The organism is Fictibacillus terranigra (assembly GCF_030412265.1).
Classification (GTDB): Bacteria; Bacillota; Bacilli; order Bacillales; family Fictibacillaceae; genus Fictibacillus_C; species Fictibacillus_C terrinigri.
In genome coordinates, this window is sequence record NZ_JAUHLN010000004.1 from 164,515 (window position 1) to 181,650 (window position 17,136).

At 44.0% G+C, this 17,136-nt stretch carries 23 protein-coding genes and 1 riboswitch; of the genes, 13 read left to right on the plus strand and 10 right to left on the minus strand.

The annotated features are described in order from the left end of the window. Positions 1–44 precede the first annotated feature (44 nt). A complete protein-coding gene (locus QYF49_RS18770; RefSeq protein WP_290401132.1) occupies positions 45–632 on the plus strand; it encodes a LysE family transporter in 588 nt (195 codons plus the stop codon). 97 nt (positions 633–729) lie between these two features. Here QYF49_RS18770 and QYF49_RS18775 read toward each other — a convergent pair whose 3' ends face one another. Further along, the gene (locus QYF49_RS18775) at positions 730–2,175 is read right to left on the minus strand and encodes a DEAD/DEAH box helicase (RefSeq protein WP_290401133.1); all 1,446 of its coding nucleotides are present in this window, start codon (positions 2,173–2,175) and stop codon (positions 730–732) included. A gap of 263 nt (positions 2,176–2,438) precedes the next feature. Then, positions 2,439–2,630, plus strand: a riboswitch (Lysine riboswitch). Between the two features lie 92 nt (positions 2,631–2,722). Between QYF49_RS18775 and QYF49_RS18780 the strand changes: the two genes are divergently transcribed. The 3 genes from QYF49_RS18780 (at position 2,723) to QYF49_RS18790 (ending at position 5,346) form a co-directional block, all read left to right on the plus strand. Next, complete coding sequence (locus QYF49_RS18780) at positions 2,723–4,189, plus strand: amino acid permease (RefSeq protein WP_290401134.1); 1,467 nt, start codon at positions 2,723–2,725, stop codon at positions 4,187–4,189. A gap of 113 nt (positions 4,190–4,302) precedes the next feature. Continuing rightward, positions 4,303–5,121: a GNAT family N-acetyltransferase gene (locus tag QYF49_RS18785; RefSeq protein ID WP_290401135.1), complete on the plus strand. Its 819-nt coding sequence runs from the start codon at positions 4,303–4,305 to the stop codon at positions 5,119–5,121. Positions 5,122–5,148: 27 nt separating this feature from the next. Beyond that, positions 5,149–5,346, plus strand: a complete 198-nt coding sequence (locus tag QYF49_RS18790; protein ID WP_290401136.1) for a hypothetical protein — start codon at positions 5,149–5,151, stop codon at positions 5,344–5,346. A 77-nt stretch (positions 5,347–5,423) separates the two neighbouring features. Here the strand turns inward: QYF49_RS18790 and QYF49_RS18795 are convergent, their stop codons facing one another. The 3 genes from QYF49_RS18795 to QYF49_RS18805 all read right to left on the minus strand — a co-directional run bounded on the left by QYF49_RS18795 (position 5,424) and on the right by QYF49_RS18805 (position 6,820). Next, the gene (locus tag QYF49_RS18795; protein WP_290401137.1) at positions 5,424–5,954 is read right to left on the minus strand and encodes a hypothetical protein; all 531 of its coding nucleotides are present in this window, start codon (positions 5,952–5,954) and stop codon (positions 5,424–5,426) included. A 76-nt stretch (positions 5,955–6,030) separates the two neighbouring features. Continuing rightward, on the minus strand, positions 6,031–6,612 hold the full coding sequence (locus QYF49_RS18800; protein WP_290401138.1) for a cysteine hydrolase family protein: 582 nt from the start codon (positions 6,610–6,612) through the stop codon (positions 6,031–6,033). After that, positions 6,605–6,820 carry a DUF1272 domain-containing protein gene (locus QYF49_RS18805; protein WP_290401139.1) on the minus strand — a complete coding sequence of 72 codons (216 nt, stop codon included), beginning with the start codon at positions 6,818–6,820 and terminating at the stop codon, positions 6,605–6,607. Before QYF49_RS18805 ends, QYF49_RS18800 begins: the two co-directional genes overlap by 8 nt. Positions 6,821–6,974: 154 nt before the next feature. Here QYF49_RS18805 and QYF49_RS18810 point away from each other — a divergent pair, with 154 nt between their 5' ends. Beyond that, positions 6,975–7,397, plus strand: coding sequence for an Lrp/AsnC family transcriptional regulator (locus tag QYF49_RS18810; RefSeq protein ID WP_290401140.1), 423 nt, complete (start codon positions 6,975–6,977; stop codon positions 7,395–7,397). Between the two features lie 56 nt (positions 7,398–7,453). On the opposite strand, the gene QYF49_RS18815 is transcribed toward QYF49_RS18810, so the two are convergent. Then, a complete protein-coding gene (locus QYF49_RS18815) occupies positions 7,454–7,750 on the minus strand; it encodes a DUF2500 domain-containing protein (RefSeq protein ID WP_290401141.1) in 297 nt (98 codons plus the stop codon). A gap of 158 nt (positions 7,751–7,908) precedes the next feature. On the opposite strand from QYF49_RS18815, the gene QYF49_RS18820 reads away from it, so the two are divergent. Together QYF49_RS18820 and QYF49_RS18825 are read left to right on the plus strand one after the other, a co-directional pair. Beyond that, positions 7,909–8,355: a hypothetical protein gene (locus QYF49_RS18820; protein ID WP_290401142.1), complete on the plus strand. Its 447-nt coding sequence runs from the start codon at positions 7,909–7,911 to the stop codon at positions 8,353–8,355. Beyond that, on the plus strand, positions 8,343–8,639 hold the full coding sequence (locus QYF49_RS18825; protein ID WP_290401143.1) for a YxcD family protein: 297 nt from the start codon (positions 8,343–8,345) through the stop codon (positions 8,637–8,639). The genes QYF49_RS18820 and QYF49_RS18825 overlap by 13 nt, the downstream gene beginning before the upstream one ends. Before the next feature lie 20 nt (positions 8,640–8,659). On the opposite strand, the gene QYF49_RS18830 is transcribed toward QYF49_RS18825, so the two are convergent. Continuing rightward, positions 8,660–9,154, minus strand: coding sequence for a PaaI family thioesterase (locus tag QYF49_RS18830; RefSeq protein WP_290401144.1), 495 nt, complete (start codon positions 9,152–9,154; stop codon positions 8,660–8,662). Positions 9,155–9,237: 83 nt separating this feature from the next. Then, positions 9,238–10,200, minus strand: coding sequence for a helix-turn-helix transcriptional regulator (locus QYF49_RS18835; protein WP_290401145.1), 963 nt, complete (start codon positions 10,198–10,200; stop codon positions 9,238–9,240). A 163-nt stretch (positions 10,201–10,363) separates the two neighbouring features. On the opposite strand from QYF49_RS18835, the gene QYF49_RS18840 reads away from it, so the two are divergent. From QYF49_RS18840 to QYF49_RS18850, 3 genes are all read left to right on the plus strand, one after another. Further along, complete coding sequence (locus QYF49_RS18840) at positions 10,364–10,702, plus strand: ArsR/SmtB family transcription factor (RefSeq protein ID WP_290401146.1); 339 nt, start codon at positions 10,364–10,366, stop codon at positions 10,700–10,702. 11 nt (positions 10,703–10,713) lie between these two features. Continuing rightward, a complete protein-coding gene (locus tag QYF49_RS18845; RefSeq protein WP_290401147.1) occupies positions 10,714–11,235 on the plus strand; it encodes an SRPBCC family protein in 522 nt (173 codons plus the stop codon). 97 nt (positions 11,236–11,332) lie between these two features. Then, on the plus strand, positions 11,333–11,941 hold the full coding sequence (locus QYF49_RS18850; RefSeq protein WP_290401148.1) for a class I SAM-dependent methyltransferase: 609 nt from the start codon (positions 11,333–11,335) through the stop codon (positions 11,939–11,941). Positions 11,942–11,974: 33 nt separating this feature from the next. On the opposite strand, the gene QYF49_RS18855 is transcribed toward QYF49_RS18850, so the two are convergent. Beyond that, entirely contained in the window at positions 11,975–13,480 is a 1,506-nt protein-coding gene (locus QYF49_RS18855; protein ID WP_290401149.1) for an NCS1 family nucleobase:cation symporter-1, read from the minus strand. A 217-nt stretch (positions 13,481–13,697) separates the two neighbouring features. On the opposite strand from QYF49_RS18855, the gene QYF49_RS18860 reads away from it, so the two are divergent. Continuing rightward, on the plus strand, positions 13,698–14,783 hold the full coding sequence (locus tag QYF49_RS18860) for a threonine aldolase family protein (protein ID WP_290401150.1): 1,086 nt from the start codon (positions 13,698–13,700) through the stop codon (positions 14,781–14,783). 58 nt (positions 14,784–14,841) lie between these two features. On the opposite strand, the gene QYF49_RS18865 is transcribed toward QYF49_RS18860, so the two are convergent. Further along, positions 14,842–14,997 carry a DUF1540 domain-containing protein gene (locus tag QYF49_RS18865; RefSeq protein WP_290401151.1) on the minus strand — a complete coding sequence of 52 codons (156 nt, stop codon included), beginning with the start codon at positions 14,995–14,997 and terminating at the stop codon, positions 14,842–14,844. Between the two features lie 79 nt (positions 14,998–15,076). Continuing rightward, positions 15,077–15,589, minus strand: coding sequence for a GNAT family N-acetyltransferase (locus QYF49_RS18870; RefSeq protein WP_290401152.1), 513 nt, complete (start codon positions 15,587–15,589; stop codon positions 15,077–15,079). Between the two features lie 233 nt (positions 15,590–15,822). Here QYF49_RS18870 and QYF49_RS18875 point away from each other — a divergent pair, with 233 nt between their 5' ends. Next, positions 15,823–16,125, plus strand: coding sequence for a hypothetical protein (locus tag QYF49_RS18875; protein ID WP_290401153.1), 303 nt, complete (start codon positions 15,823–15,825; stop codon positions 16,123–16,125). A gap of 120 nt (positions 16,126–16,245) precedes the next feature. Beyond that, the gene (gene ypfJ, locus QYF49_RS18880) at positions 16,246–17,082 is read left to right on the plus strand and encodes a KPN_02809 family neutral zinc metallopeptidase (protein WP_290401154.1); all 837 of its coding nucleotides are present in this window, start codon (positions 16,246–16,248) and stop codon (positions 17,080–17,082) included. Positions 17,083–17,136 lie beyond the last annotated feature (54 nt).

The window sequence follows — 17,136 nt, forward strand, 5'->3', positions numbered from 1 at the left end:
GATCATAATAGACATTATAACATACACCACGGAGGGGAAACACAATGTCCATCTTGTCATTTTTGTTGTATGTGTTCGTTACAAGCTTCACGCCAGGTCCCAATAATATTATGGCGATGCTGTTTGCCAACCAATACGGTTTAAAGCGGACGCTCAGGTTCTGTTTCGGGGTAGGGGCAGGGTTCTTCATCATCATCATGCTGAGCAGCTGCTTTAATCTTTGGCTAAAGAATGTCATTCCAAAGATTGAGTTTGCGATGACGATCCTCGGTGCGGTTTATATGCTGTATCTTGCTTACAAAGTTTTAACAAGCACAAGGAAAACAAAAAGCAGCGAAACAGAAGACAGAAATAACAGCTTTACGGCTGGGATGCTGCTTCAATTTATTAATCCGAAAGGCCTTTTATACGGCTTGACGGTGATTTCCACGTTTGTAATTCCCTTTTATCATTCCAATATCAGTTTGTTGCTGTTTTCAATGTTTCTTGCTTTTATCGGTTTTCTTTCTACGTTCAGCTGGAGTCTGTTTGGTTCCATGTTTCAAGCCTTTCTATCCAAATACCGAAGAGCATTTAATGTAGTGATGGCCCTGTTGTTGGTATACAGTGCGGTTTCGGTGGTATTGGAATAAAAAATAAATGAAATGAAACGATCGTCCTCTGCATTAATAGAAAAAAATGCAAGGCTGAAAAACTGTAGCCTTGCTTTTTTCTGTATCAGGATTCGATTTATTTTTTCGCCTTGCTTACTTTTAGTTTCTTGCCTTTCACTGTGGTATTTTCCATGGCTTGCATAACAAGTGACCCCTTTCCATTGAGAATATCCACATAAGACCAGTTTTCCTGGATGGTGATGATTCCGATATCATCTGCTGAAACTCCAGGGATTTTAGCAATCGTTCCAACAAAGTCGACTGCCCGGATCTTCTTGTTTTTTCCGCCGCTGAAATGGAGCTTCGTAATATCCTGATTGATGCGGGCTGTTTTATTATTTCGTACCACACGGCGTCCGCTGAGCTTTTCTTCAAAAGCTTGCTTCATTTTCACGACTTCCTGTGTTGTTGGTGCTACCGCTTCATCGATCTCAAACCGGATGTATCTTTCGATGGCTCTAAGGTATTTTTCTTCAAAAGGCAATACAAATGTAATGGCTCGCCCTTTTTTGCCTGCACGGCCGGTTCTTCCTGTCCGGTGGACATAGCTCTCTTTTTCCATAGGAACATCATAGTTGATAACGAGGGTGACATTATCAATATCGATTCCTCTTGCTGCCACATCGGTGGCGACCAGGTAACGGAAATTTCCTATCTTGAAGCCGTCCATCACTGCAAATCGATCTTCTTGCTCCAATCCTCCATGAAGTTTTTCACAAGAATACTGAGCGGAATGCAGCTCTGCAAATACGGTATCGACGTGCTCTTTTGTATTGCAGAAAATAATGCAGCTGTCTGGGTTTTCAACGACTGTCACGTCTTTCAGAAGAGAAAGCTTTGCGTCTTCCTGCGTTTTAATTATGGAATGCTCTATGGTATCTGTCGTAACTCCGTCAGAAGCGATCTCAATTTTTATGGGATCCTTCATGTATTGATGGCAGAGGTTTTCAACCGCGTCAGGCAATGTGGCAGAAAACACCATCGTCACTCTGTTGGAAGGAAGCTGTTTAATTATCCTTTTCACTTCATCAATAAAGCCCATGTTCAGCATTTCATCGGCTTCATCAATGATCAGATACTTGACTTGATCCAAGCTGAGGGTTTCTCGCTCGATGTGATCTATAACGCGTCCCGGTGTACCGACCACCACATGCGTTTTTTGTTTCAATTCCTCTTTTTGTTTCGCAAAAGGCTCCTTGCCATATAGAGCTACCGCTTTAATCCGTTTAAACCTTCCGATATTCGTAAGGTCTTCCCGCACTTGAACAGCGAGTTCACGTGTAGGGGTTAGGATTAAAGCCTGTGGCCGCTTTTCTTCCCATTCCAGCATTTCACATACCGGTATACCAAAGGCGGCCGTTTTTCCGCTGCCTGTTTGGGATTTCACGACAAGATCTTGCTTCCCAAGGGCTAAAGGTATCACTTCCGTCTGAACTTCGGTCGGTGTTTCGTATTTTAACACAGTCAGTGCACGTTTTATTTCATCGCTTAACCGATAATCATTAAACCTTTGATCCTTCATGTAGTAACCTCAATTTTTTTGTATTATCCAGAATCAGCATAACCTGAATAAAGTTCATTATACTCGAAATGATGGGAATTTCGGGTTTTATTTTCAACGATTGGTTTAAGGAAGCCTCCTTTTCAAGATGAAACCACCCCAGTGTCCGCAACGGTAATTTCGTCGCAATAGGATGGAAAGAAAAAACAGTTGATGGAAACAAGGGGCTGTTTTATAATAACTCTTAGCGTTAACTAACTTGATATTTAAAATCCTCATCAATCCGATGAGGTAGAGGTCGCGGCTTTTATTAGTAGGACGTACGAGATGCAGAGAACATCATAGACTCCGTGTGAAAGGAAAAGCTGCCGAAATTTGTGCTTAAACTCTGGAAGTATGAATTGGGGCTGTATCCGAACAGGAACAGCACTGTCACACCCGCGAACAACCGGCGGGTGGGATGCGCTATCTTACGGAAGGCATGATGCGGATTAATAATAATCGTCGCCCAATGCTTGGCGGCTTTTTTATTTCCCGCTCCTTCCTAAAACGAAAAGGAGTATTTTTTATGCAAAAGACAGCAAAGAATTCACCAGCACGACCGCCGTCTCCAAACGCGGCGAATGAATTGAAGAGGGGATTGAAGTCCCGCCATTTAACGATGATCTCTCTTGGGGGAACCATCGGAACCGGATTATTTCTTGCTAGTGGAGGCTCGATTCATACCGCAGGCCCTGGAGGGGTACTGCTCTCATATGTAGCCATTGGCATCATGGTGTTCTTCTTAATGACAAGCCTTGCGGAAATGGCGTCATACATGCCGGTCGCTGGCTCATTCAGCACGTATGCTTCGAAATTCGTGGATCCTTCTCTTGGATTTGCGCTCGGCTGGAACTACTGGTACAACTGGGCCATCACGATTGCGGCAGAGCTTGCGGCTGTAACGTTAATCATGAAATTTTGGTTTCCTGATACACCTTCTTTTATATGGAGCGCCCTGTTTTTAGGCATTATGTTCTTATTGAATTATTTATCCGTTAAAGGGTTTGGAGAAGCAGAGTATTGGTTCTCTTTAATAAAAGTAGTTGCTGTTATCATCTTCTTGATCTTGGGAACGCTGATGATCTTCGGCATTATGGGCGGAGACACGATCGGGTTTAAAAACTTTACGCTCGGGGATGCACCGTTCCACGGCGGATTCTTTACGACGCTCGGCGTATTTATGGCTGCCGGATTCTCGTTCCAGGGAACGGAGCTGTTGGGGGTGGCAGCAGGAGAAACGGAAGATCCAAAAAAGAACATTCCAAAAGCGATCAAAAGCGTGTTCTGGCGCATCCTTATGTTCTATGTTCTGGCAATCCTGGTCATCTCCTTGATCATTCCTTATACAGACAGCCGATTGGCAAGCAGTGATATAACTGTAAGTCCATTCACACTTGTATTTGATAAAGCAGGAATTGCATTTGCGGCTTCTGTTATGAACGCGATTATTTTAACAGCAGTACTATCAGCCGGCAACTCCGGAATGTATGCATCCACCCGTATGCTTTGGGATATGGCACGAAAAGGAATGGCACCTAAATTTCTTGCGAAGCTTGATTCCCGCGGTGTGCCGGTTCCAGCCTTGATCGTGACAGCGGCAGTCGGCGCGGTAGCCTTTCTGGCTTCATTGTTCGGTGACGGTGTCGTCTACACTTGGCTGTTGAATGCTTCCGGTATGTCAGGGTTTATCGCCTGGCTTGGAATCGCGATCAGCCATTACCGGTTCAGAAGAGCCTATGTGGCCCAAGGAAGGGACTTAAAAGAACTGCCTTATCTGGCAAAATGGTTCCCGATTGGTCCGCTCTTCGCTTTCGCTCTCTGTATTGTCGTTATTCTCGGACAGAACTATTCCGCATTTACAGGCGGAAGCATCGACTGGCAAGGAGTTCTCGTTTCCTACATTGGCATTCCGATCTTCCTGGCCGTTTGGTTAGGCTACAAATTCAAACACAAAACGAAAGTCGTTCCGCTCAAGGAATGCGATTTTGAATAAGAAGCAAGTGAAGCAGGAGCCCCTCGGGTTCCTGCTTTTTTATGGATTGATGTTGCCTGAATAATGGAAGGCGGTATGATAGAAGCAGATAGATGATAAAGCAGGGGGAGCCCATGAGAAAAAATGAAAAGGAATTGATGATGATGAAAATAGATCTGCAAGATCTATTCACTCTTGATTTTGCCTATCTTGAAACCTTTACGAAGCGCACAGAAACAGCCTGGGGCTCCATATTTTGCAATGAGAACCAGCCTGACTATTATGATGCAAATCACATACATATCAGTAAAAATACTGAAGATCCAGGTTTAGTGATAGAGGAAGCGATCACTTTTTTTGAATCAAGAAACATCATACCGCGATTCTATATTTATCAATTAGAAGCACAGGGAAATTTGCTGGCTGAATTAAAAAGGCGAAAGTTCCTTTATGAAGAAGTGAGTATTCCAGTTCAATTCTGGAATTATCAAATCACGGATCTCATCAACGACCCGAAGGTGACCATTGAAAAAGTAACGGAAGAAAATTATGAAGAAGCGTTGTATATCGAAGGAAGCATTAAAGAATTTGGCGGAATAGAAACCATTGAAAAAGTCTTTCGAGAGCAATTCAATCATCCGGCATTCATTCATTATCTCCTTCGGTACGGAGGAACAGCCTGTTCCACAGCCTGTATGTTTACAGAGGGCGATCAAGCTCGGATTGAGAGTGCAGCTACGGTTGAAGGGTATCGTGGAAAGGGGCTAATAGGACAACTAATTCAGTTTATCCAAAAAGAAGCCAAAACAAGAGAGATCAAAAAGCTTTGGATTTTTCCGATTAATGAGTCAGTTGAAAAAGTTTATGAAAAGTATGGTTTTCGGACCGTTCAAAGCATAACAATGGGACACGCGTTTTTACGTGGAAAAAGCATAAAAGAGATTCAGGGATAGGCAAAAAAGCACAACAGGAGGAATTCCATGGCAAGGAAGCTGGTTTATTTTGGTGTTTTTTCTTTCATCTTGTTCATCGTTCTGTTCAAAATATTATTAAGGGGCAAGCCGGCGGAGGAGAATTGGCTGGTCTATCTAACGCCAATGGGGCTCATTCTATTAGCGTTATTTCTAATGATCTGTGTCATTTTAGGCTTCATATTGTGGAAAAAAAGCAAAGATTAGGAGTGGATTAAGGGATAATAGAAAGAGACCAAGCTTAATAAAGTTTAAGCAGGGTCTCTTTTAAGGAGGCTGTTTTACTATAAGTAAAACAACTTACGAAGCACATTTGGAAAATGGTAAACAGGGTTATGCATGTACTCTCGTGTTTTTAGAGGTCTTTTGCGTCCCGATTTAAATAGATTCTTGCTGCCGGCATAAAGAGAAATGTACCAGATCTTTACCATTTCATAGAACTCACGGTATTCACGGTTGGACAGTGAGAGGTCTTTCGGAAACCCAATGGAATAAAGCTGATCCATAAAGAGGGTTTCCGCAATTTTATCGGTTTGCTCGGACACCTTGCCGCGCTTTACCTCAAACCCTTTTTGCTGCAGCTGATTCTCAAATCCATTCAGCGTATTTCCCCTGCAGAGCAGCACGGTTTCGTTCTTTGGAACATTTAATTGGGTTAGAAGAGACATAATATAGTCTTCTTTCGGTATTTTTACTGATGTTTCGGAGGGAAGCGGGACATAGACGGCCGCGTGATCCCCGGTTTCCATTCTTCTCGCTGCAAACACTTCTCCTAATATAGGGCATCCATTTCCTGCGTCATCTATCTCAATCATGTAAAAGGCTCCCCTGCTGTAATTTACAATGGCCAGTAACCAATGTTCGTGGTGACCTCTATTATACAATAACCATTTATTGGGTTGAAAGCATTATACTTTGATTGTTTATTTTATCAATAAGCTGGCCGGAAGTGAATATTGCAGCGAATTCATCGTGCAGGGTGGCTAATGAAACTTGATGGACGGTTTCCGGATCATAAGAAATACCCATATGATCCTTCAGTTCAAAAGCGGCCGTAGCGTCAGAAATAAGGATGGTCTGAAACCCCAGGTTGCTGCTCATCCGGGTAGTAGTTGATATACAATGGGGTGTTGTCAACCCGGTAATCACAACTGAAGTAATTTCTTTTGATCTAAGATAATCTTCCAGATCAGTCCCTATAAATGCACTATTCATCTTTTTAGTGATGACAGGATCGTTATCAACAGGCTGTACAATCTCTTTTATTGCGAAACCTGCATTCTTTGGATGGAAAACGGAAGAAGGATGATCAGACATATGCTGGATATGTATGACTGGCCATGACTTGTTTCTCCACAGATTCAGGATTTTTCTAATGTTCTCTTCTGCCTCCAAGTTATTTCGTTTTCCCCATTTTGGATGTTCAAAAGCTTTTTGTACATCCACTATAACTAAGGCATGATGTTTATTCATTGGATTTCACCCCGGTTAACGCACAGCTTTTTCTGATGCTCTTCTTAGGTCTTCTCACTAATTCACCCTTGCAATTTTGACAGATCATATCCATTTCTTCTGAACAGGCTTCGCAAAACGTACATTCATGCGTACAAATGTAAGCTGTTGAATACCCATTAAGCGCTTTAGAGCATTTCTCGCATTCATTCTTCATTTCTAATGCCATATTATGTTCCTCCCCTTTTTGCTTGGTTAAAGATAATTCATTATAAGAAATATGTTGAATTCTATACATGGGTTTATTAAGCTTAAACGGGAGATTTTCTTTAAATATTATGAAATTTATAGATAATATCTTTCATTTTTAAGGAGGTTCAGCGATGGATAAAATTGATGAGAAAATATTAGTCTGTCTTCAGGAGAACGGGCGAATATCCATTACAGAGTTAGGAAAAAAGGTAGGGCTCTCAAATCCGGCTGTAAATGAGCGAGTTAAAAAGTTAGAGGATAAAAATATCATTTTAGGCTATAGGGCGATTGTTAATCCAGAGGCTATCAATAAGGCTATAACTGCGTATATCCTCTATAACACAACAAGGTGTAAACCCTTTGTGTCTTTTTGTAAAGATCATCCTGACGTCATTGAATGTAATCGGCTCGCAGGACAATATGATTATTTAATCAAGGTCGTAACGGATTCAGTAAAAACATTGGAGGTCTTTATCGACCGCTCCATGGAATTTGGAAAACCATCTTCATTGATCAATCTTTCATCTCCTGTGATGAATAAAGCAATAAAGTAAAAAAGAAAGACCCATCCACTTGGAGGAGTCTTTCTTTAAAAGGTGTGTTTAAACCTCTAGTACTCATTGATCTCTGCATTTGCACTCCGGTTAAATCCAAGATAGCGAGTCCCCTGAAAGCTGAGTTCACCTGTATCTCCTTCTGCGGGCATACCATATTCCTGGCCTTTTACTCTGAGCTCTATTCTTTCACCGTCCTCGAGCTGGAATACAGGTGAATTATTGTTATGATTCCATTGGGCAGCACCTTTCATAATGCCAATAACAATGGTTGAAATAACGTTGATAGCGATTATCCCAATGAGAATAGGAACAAACTGAAACATGAAATCACCTGTTGGATCGTCGAGCATCTTGCATCCCCCTGATTATCAATTTCCTAATTTTGTCATATTATTACGCCGTATGGGAAATGTCATTAAATTTTTGGTGTTATTTGAAACTTTTTGTTATCCTTTTCGTATATGTAAGAGTTGAGATTTAGACTACCAAATGGAAGAAGGAATAGAGAATGTTAAAGAAGATGATTGCGGCTACCTTGGTTATGACGTTTGTGCTGATGCCGGTAAAGGATATTGTATTCCATGACCAGACACAAACTGTGAGCGCGAAAGGCTATCGTTCGGGGGTAAAATCATTTAACTCCGGTGGTAAAAGCGGAGGCTCCTCATTTTTCCAAAACAAGGGCCAGCAGCAAAACAAGCAAAAAAGTTTCTTCAGCAAAAATAACAGTTATTCTGCAAAAGCGAAAAAAGGCGGCTTCATGAAAGGCCTTATTTACGGGGGAATCGCTGGTATGCTTTTCGGCGGACTATTAGGAAACATGGGAGCATTCGGTTCATTCCTTGGTCTGATGATTAACATCATCGCTGTTCTAGTGATCATTTCCCTCATTACAAGAATCTTTGCGAACTTAAGAAACAGCCGCAGGAGACAGGATGACCGATGGAACAAATAAAGCTTTACGAGCAAGACATCGTTAATGCGCTTTGCCTGTTCCATGCTCATAAAAAAGAAGTAGAGGCTGAAGATGTACAAGTTGAACTGCTGTATGATGATGACTATGGATTTTCCGCGGAAGTGCATGTTGGCGGAAGAAAACAAGTTTTAATTGAAGCGAACCTGATTGAAGCGATCCGCTTCTATTTGGATAACGAGATGAATATTAATTCTTTTTCAGCAGGCCTCGAATTGGCCCTTGATGAAGAGGAAGGCATTGTGGCTTACGTTAAAATTAGATAAAACAAGGAAACACCAACCTTTTAGGGATTGGTGTTTTTTGCGTTTTGCAGGAAAGAGTCCGGCATGACGACCGCTATGACTTCTCCTTTGACACAAAGGGTATCGCCTGCAAATACTTCCGTATGTACTTTCCACTTCTTCGGATGAACCTCTTCCAACGTTCCGGAAGCTCTCAATACCTTGCCATGCGGGGTGGGCTTCATAAAGTCCACCTTCAGCGAGGCGGTCACAAATCTTGGAGGTTCTGCGCCGTCACCTGGTTCATGCCCGTTATTTCGATGCAAGGCAAGGGATGCAGATCCTGTGCCATGGCAATCCATAAGAGAGGCGATTACTCCGCCGTAAACAAATCCTGGTACAGCCGTATGTTCAGGCTGAGGCATATAGACCGTTTCCGTTTGATCCCCATTCCATTTCGTCTTGAAATGGTGGCCATCCTTATTCAGCCTTCCACATCCATAACACCATGAATAATCGTCTGTATACACGTCCTGAACCGCTTTCTGCTGCTCCATTCCACTCACTCCGTTTCTGTATATGTTCATCTATACCTTTCAACAGGGGGGGGAATATTCCTTCGAACATCTAGTTGTATAAATTAATCATAATCCACCATCTTAACTACAGCTTTAGCCATCACATACACCTTTTGCTTTAAGTTTTCTGGACGGATGACCCTGACCTGGTTGCTGAAACCCAGGATGAACTCTGCAGCTTCCTGTTCTGTATCAAAGCAGATAGTGGCAGGAACCCATCGATCATTTAAAGGTGCGTCCAATTTTATATTCTGCATAAAGCGTCCTGTGAATTTGATACGGGGAACAATGGACGGAGACAGCTCAACTTCTGTTTCGTAGGTAGGCAGAGCTTTCATAAAACTTTTTGTCGAGCTTTCCCAATACTGCGCCAAATTAAAATCCGCGGGTCGTGTAAAAGCATCCTCTGTTTTAACAGCTGATGTAATCCTCGATATTCTATAATTTCGAATGTCTTCATTCACAGAGGCGATTAAATACCATGTACTGCCTTTCGCTACTAACCCTAAAGGATTTACGACACGTTCTTTCGCTTCGCCGTCTGCCCGTTCATAGAGGATTTGCAATTTCCTCTCTTCCCAAATGGCTTCCTGCAATGTTCTGAAGGCGGTAGTTTTTTCAGGAGACTGCCTCCATGAGCTTGTGTCTACATGGATTCGATCCCACACATCGAGGGCCTCTTGATGAAAGGAGGCGGGGATGGAAGCCAGGAGCTTTTCGCGAGCATCGTTCCAGTCTTGAGTAATTCCCAAGTCAGAAAGCAGCTGGACGGAAGGGGAGATAAACAATGATTTCAGTTCATTGGCCTTCAAGCCGGTCAAATTGGTCTTGTATTTTTCAAGCAGCCGCCATCCGCCTGATTTTCCGCGGTCAGCCACTACGGGAATTCCCGAGGCGCTTAAGGATTCCATATCCCGATGAACGGTGCGCGGTGTAACTTCTAATTGCTCCGCCAATTCCTTGGTTGTCAGCTTTCCTTTGTTCTGCAATAACAAGAGGATGGCAATGAGCCGATCTGCGCGCATAGAGAACCTCCCAGTACTCATAATATATGACAAAGAGTGTCATTATTTAATAGTATACGCTAAATAGGAATCTATTCGAACGGTGAACGGTATAATTTTTTTAATATTCATTGACAGGAATATTCGTTTCGAGGTATGTTTGAAATGAAAGGAGAAACGATCAATGAGCGCGAACATCATTGCTACATTATCTGCACTTGCCGAGCCTAAGCGCTTACAGATTATTGAGCTTTTGCGTGAGGGCCCTCTCACTGTAGGGGAGGTAGCTGAACGGCTTGGTCTTCTCCAGCCACAAACCTCTAAACACCTCCGAGTTTTACATAAAGCTGGCCTTGTTGAGGTTCACGCAATGGCAAACCGCCGAATCTACAAGCTGTGTCAGCTGCCATTCAGAGAACTGGATGAATGGCTAGGTTCCTTCCAACAGGTTTGGGAGGAAAGGTTTGATCGTTTGGATGAGTTTTTGCTTGAAATGCAAGGAAAAGACGGTTACCAAACTTAGGAGGAATGAAAATGTCAGTAAACTACGGAACAAATTCGTTAAAAACAGCTGTCGAAGGTAAGGTTCTTGTGATTGAGAGAGTGTTTAACGCCCCGAGAGATCTTGTGTTCAAGGCTTTCTCTCAGCCGGAACACCTGTCAAAATGGTGGGGGCCAAAAGGCTGGGAAACGGAAATTCGCCAGTTTGACTTTCGGCCGAACGGCGTATGGCTATACTGCATGAAATGTATGGATAAGAACCAGGGTGATTTTTACGGCCAGGAATCTTGCGGGAAAGCGGTCTACCAGGAGATTATCGAGCCTCAGAAGATCGTGTACAAAGATTACTTTGCCGATGCGGAAGGAAATGAGATGGAAGGCATGCCGGAAATGCTGATAACCATTGAATTTATGGAATATGAAGGTGCAACGAGAGTCATCAACCGTTCCGAATTTGCGACGGAGGAGGCTCTTCAGCAAGTCAAGGAAATGGGAGTCGTCGAAGGATTCTCTTCTCAAATGGAACGTTTGGATCAGCTTTTGGAGAACCTATAATCAGCCAGTGATAAAAATCAAGAAAGCATCTTTTGTTAGGTGCTTTCTTTTTTGTGTATTAAAATGAAAGGAAGATAAATAGACTGGAGCACTCTAAATGAGAGAACAGGAATTTGACGCATTGCTTAGCATAGAAACGGTTGGGGATCAAAAATGGTTTTATCCGGCTTCCCATTACCACCGTTATGAACCGACACCGTATGCAGCTTTGGAGGAATTGGCCGCACATTATGAATTGAAGAGCACCGACCGGCTTGTTGACTTTGGATGCGGCAAGGGGAGGGTCAGCTTTTACATGAATCATTTTCAGCAAGCAAGCGTCATCGGAGTGGAGATGAATGAAGAATTTTATCAGGAAGCGCTGAAGAATATGAAACAGTACGTGGAAAAGCATCACAAAAGAAGGGATGATATCTATTTTCACCTGGGGCTGGCTCAGGAATATCCCGTACATCCCGAAGACAATCGTTTCTATTTCTTTAATCCGTTTTCGATGCCGATTTTTATGAAAGTGATTTCTAATATCCTTTTGTCAGTGGAGGACTCGCCTCGAGAAGTGGAGCTGATCCTATACTATGCAACGGAGGAGTACACTTACTTTTTGGATGATCAGACCGCTTTTGAATTGAAAGAGGAAGTTCGTTTGAACAATCTGTATGAAAAAAATCCTTACGAGAAGTTTTTAATCTATAAGCTGAACATATAAACAGGGCTTGCCGGCAAAGGCACGCCCCTTTTTTTATTTTGCAATAGGTTCCATTGTTTTTTCGGCTTTTACCTCGGTGATACTCTCGTATTCACCCGGACGCAGGACACTTTGGTCGCCTTTCATCAAGTAGGTGTAGGCGAACATGGAGATGAATAAGCCAAAGGTCCAGGCGTTATCCCATAAAAAGCGGAGGCCGGGTACGATGAGGCCGAGAACAGGTATGGCCACTCCGATAATCAGGGCATAGACACCGTTTTTATTGTAGCCGGACGAGTAGTTGTACCGGCCGTTCAGTTCATACAGCTCCTTCAGAGCCATTTGTCTGCGGCGCACGAGCCAGTAGTCGGCGATCGCGATGCCGTCGATCGGGCCGAGCAGCGCACCATATGTTCCGAGCCAGCCGAAAATGTAATTGCCGAAATTGGACATGATGTACCACGGCTGCATGAGGATGGCGAATAATCCGGTGATGAGTGCTCCGAGTCCGAATGTGATCCGTTTTGGATAAAGGTTTTCTACCGCACGGGCAGGAGCTACGATATTCGCTCCGACATTGATGGTAAGGGATGCCATGGCGATAATAATGGTTCCTAGGAAGATAATAAATGGCGGGAATTTCGCAAGCAGCTGAACAGGATCCCAAATTGCTGAACCAAAAATAACAACGGTAGCAGAGGTAACGGCGATACCTATGAAAGAGAAAATGCTCATGGTGAGAGGAAGTGAGAAGCTTTGTGCAATCATTTGCGATTTCTGGTTCTTGGCGTAGCGGCAGAAGTCTGGAATATTGAGAGCGAGTGTGGCCCAGAAAGCAATGACCCCTGTCAGTGCGGGAAAGAATACTTTTAAGAACTCGCCGTTTGTTGAGAATTTGGATGGTGTGGATAAAATCGGCCCCCAGCCGCCAGCATGAGTGAACGCCCAGATCATCAGGATAATCGAGGAGACTCCGACTACTGGAGCGGCTATTAAGCTTAAGATTCGGATGGCTTCTGGCCCTTTGTAAGCTACCCCGACGTTTAGCGCCCAGAATAAAGCAAAAATGATGGCGGTATGGCCGGTCAGGTTTTTCCACGCCGGGAAGGATGCAGATAACAGGGCATCAATGGCAGTCGTACCGATCCAGGTATTGATTCCGAACCAGCCGGCAGCGACAACCGCACGGGCGAGCGAAGGGATGTGTGCCCCTTTTGATCCGAACCAAAGCCGGGCAAAAACGGGATACGGTATGCCGAATTTTGTACCGGCATGAGAGTTTAACAGAATCGGGATCAGAACGATCACATTTCCGAGAAAGATGGTTCCGATGGCTTGCCACCAGTTCATGCCAAGGGAAATCATTCCGCTGGCCATGGTGTAGGCAGGAATACACAAACACATCCCGATCCATAGGGTAGCAAAGTTCAGACCGGTCCAGGAATGCTCCTTTTCTGTTGTAGGCCGCAGATCATCGTTCCACAATTCACTGTCACTTAAACTATTAGCTACATCTTCGGGCAGGGTTACGATACCGTTTTGTTCAATTTGCGTTTTCATCAAAGAATACCTCCCTTTTCTGGCAACTCAAATCAACAGGTTGTAAAAGCCGCGATGTATTCATCGGCCCTCCTTTCTCCTCGTTATTTTGAAACTCAAACTTTTTAAAAGTTCGCCATCGGCAGAACAAAAACCTTCTTCCCCAAAATTAAAGGGTCAGGCCTTCCAAAACAGAATAGTAACAAGGAAGTTTCATAAAGAGAGAGGGAAAGACAAGTTGAGCGATACATTTACAAAAGCATTCGAACAGGCGGACTATCACGTCAGCGGCCACAGTCCAAGAAGCGTGCAGGTATTAAAAGAAGCCCTGGAAGGCTACGACTCTGTCCTGGAAAGTGATATGTACGGCAGCGGGAAGGTCATTGAAGAGTTTCAGGAAAAGATGGCTAAGGTGCTCGGAAAAGAATCAGCGGTGTTTTTTCCTAGCGGTACGATGGCCCAGCAGATTGCCCTCAGAATCTGGTGTGATGAAAAAGGCATCAAGAGGGTCGCGTATCATCCGCTCAGCCATTTGGAAATTCATGAGGAAGATGGTCTGAAGGAGCTGCATCACATTGAGCCGGTTCTGCTGGCCGATGAGAATCGTGTCATCACACTGGAAGATGTCGTGAACATGAAAGAAGATATTGCTTGTTTATTGCTGGAACTGCCGCAGCGGGAAATCGGCGGACAGCTGCCGGACTATAAAACGCTTCAAGAAATTTCTGCTTTCTGCCGTGAAAAAGGGATACGGCTGCACATGGATGGGGCAAGGCTTTTTGAGATTCTTCCTTTTTACCAAAAATCGGCGGAAGAAGTGTGCGCACTCTTTGAAAGTGTCTATATTTCTATGTACAAGGGGATCGGTGGAATTGCGGGAGCGGTTCTGGCCGGTGGCCATAAGTTCACAGAACAGTCGAAGATATGGAAAAGGCGTCATGGCGGAGATCTTATCAGCCTTTATCCCTACATCCTGAGTGCCAACTATTATTTCAACCAGCGTCAGGAGAAAATGGAACAGTATTATAAAGAGGCAAAGGAGCTTGCTGATTTTTATAAAGAATGTCATCGGGTTTACTTAAGGCCTGCCGAGCCTGTCTCCAACATGTTTCATGTTCATTTTAAAGCGCCGAAAGGAACGATGGAGTCGCTGCTGGCCGAGTTATATGAAGAGTCAGGTATTGGACTGAGCGGACATATAAGAGAGGTTAACGGCCAAACGAGCTGTTTTGAGGTAAGCATTGGTGATCGATACGCCGAAGTGCCAAAAGAGAAGCTGAAGGGCGCCTTTGAAAAACTGGATAAAAAAATGAGGGAACTGTAAAAACGAACACAAAAAAGATGCGCTGCGCTGTACGGCGAGCGGCATCTTTATTGCCCGTCTATTCTCGATGTTCAAAGGTTTTACAGGCGGTTTCTTCCATGTCAGCAGCATTTTTTCCATGAAGACCCATGACATAGATAGAGTCTGCGACACACTTGTCACCCTTTGCCCAGTACTTACAGTTTTCCACATCGCACAGAACTTCCAGTTTCATGTTAACTGCCTCCTTTAATTGGTTTTGTTCATCATTACCCCCTAAAGATCGCAGTTAATCATGATTCAGGAATATTCTGTTACACAAATTGGCTCATGTAGATGTCGTCTACATAGTGGCCGGGACGTAATTTAGCGTTCTTTTTCCGTCTGCCTTCTTCCTTAAAGCCAAATTTTTCGTACAGATGGAGAGCTCTTTTGTTATTGGAAAACACCTCCAGAGAAATCTTTTCGACACGTTCGTCCTTTTTGGCCCACTCCAGAAGATGCTGCAGTAATGAGCTGCCGATGCCTTGTTCGGTGTAAGGCTCTTGGATGCTCATGCCAAACATTCCTTGATGGGAAAACTTCTTTCTCGTGGATAATTGAAAGTTCAAAAGGCCAATCACCTTTTCCTGAACTTCCGCCACAAGGAGCAATCCGTGCTGTTCATGAGAGGCGATCCACTCTTTCTCTTCTTCAAGAGTGGTCTTGAATTCTTCTGGACTGGTAGCAAGAAAGTCAGGGTACGACTCAATAACTTTCTTTGTATGGATGAGGATCTGTTCGGCATCTGCCTCTGTTGCTTTTCGGATCGTACAACGGTTACTCAATGTAATTCCTCCTATGTTCGAGTGATATTTTTTAGTTACTCCATCAAGGTTCACCTTTCCTGCTTATATGGAAATGCCAGCGTCAAGGAATATAGAAAAAGATAGATTCAAAACAGCCGCCATTTGGGTAATTGTTCTTACAAAATAGTAATTTTTAGGAATTTGGTCCAATACCTTCATCGTAATATGTTTTTTACAATAAGGAAAGATAAACAGCAGAGGATGAGGTAACGTTGTTTGATAAGCAAAAAAACAGGTATCAGGCGGATATGCTCGACTGGTATTATGGCAAGGTGGATCAATTGATGCAAACACTGGACCAGCTGAGATGGGATCGAAACCGTGTGCTGACAAAGGCACAGACCTGGGAGAGCAGAAGCAAAGAGGCTTACCAGCAGATCATGAACGAAGCAGCCGTCACGCATTTTGGAGCGGCCAGTACAGGAGAACAGCTGAAGGATGCACTGAAAAGGGAAGCCCGACGTCTAAGAGAAGAAGCAGATGAATTTGAAAGGCAAGAAAAGCTGAAAGCATAGCATAGAGAGGTGCCAGGCACCGCAATTACACAAGTGTGTAATCGTGGTGCCTGGCACCTATTAAATTACTCAATGTAGGGTATATCACTAGTAACTTGATTTGTTGCTGGGAGGAATAGTATGAAATGGAAGGTAAGAAGACAGAGCACGAATGTTGAGGACCGGAGAGGTATGGGAGGCAGAACACTCGTTGGAGGAGGAATAGGGGGCATTGTGGTCGTTCTGATCGTCATGCTGTTTGGCGGCAATCCTGGAGATCTCCTGAACAGTATGACGGACGACAGTTCAAATCAATCTGCCCCTTACGAGCAAACGGGTGAGGAAAAGGAGCTTGCTTCCTTTGTGTCTGTTGTCCTTGCTGACACTGAGGATGTCTGGACAAAGGAGTTTAAGAAAGAGGGGAAGGAATACAAAAAGCCGAAGCTTGTCCTATATAACGACAGTGTCCAGTCTGCATGCGGAACGGCGGGGTCATCAGTGGGGCCATTCTATTGTCCGGGTGACCAGAAGCTGTACATTGATTTAAGTTTCTATCAGGAGCTGCAAAATGAGTTTAAGGCACCCGGTGATTTCGCGATGGCATATGTGATTGCCCATGAAGTAGGGCACCATGTGCAGAATCTGCTGGGAACGATGGATCAGAACTCGCGCCAGCACCTGAGCAAGAAACAAGCGAATGCTCAGTCGGTTCAGGTAGAGCTGCAGGCCGATTATTTTGCCGGAGTCTGGGCGCATCATGCCCAGGGAATGGATCTGCTTGAAAAAGGGGATCTTGAGGAGGCGGTCACTGCGGCAAGTGCTGTAGGTGACGATACGCTTCAAAAGAAGGCACAAGGGTATGCTGTGCCGGATAGCTTCACTCACGGTAGTTCCGAGCAAAGGATGCGTTGGTTCAAGAAAGGTTTCAATAACGGTCGCATTGAAGGCGGGGATACGTTTCACGCCAAAGATCTATAGCAAAATAGGTGCCTGGCACCGCAATTACACAAGTGTGTAAACGCGGTGCCTGGC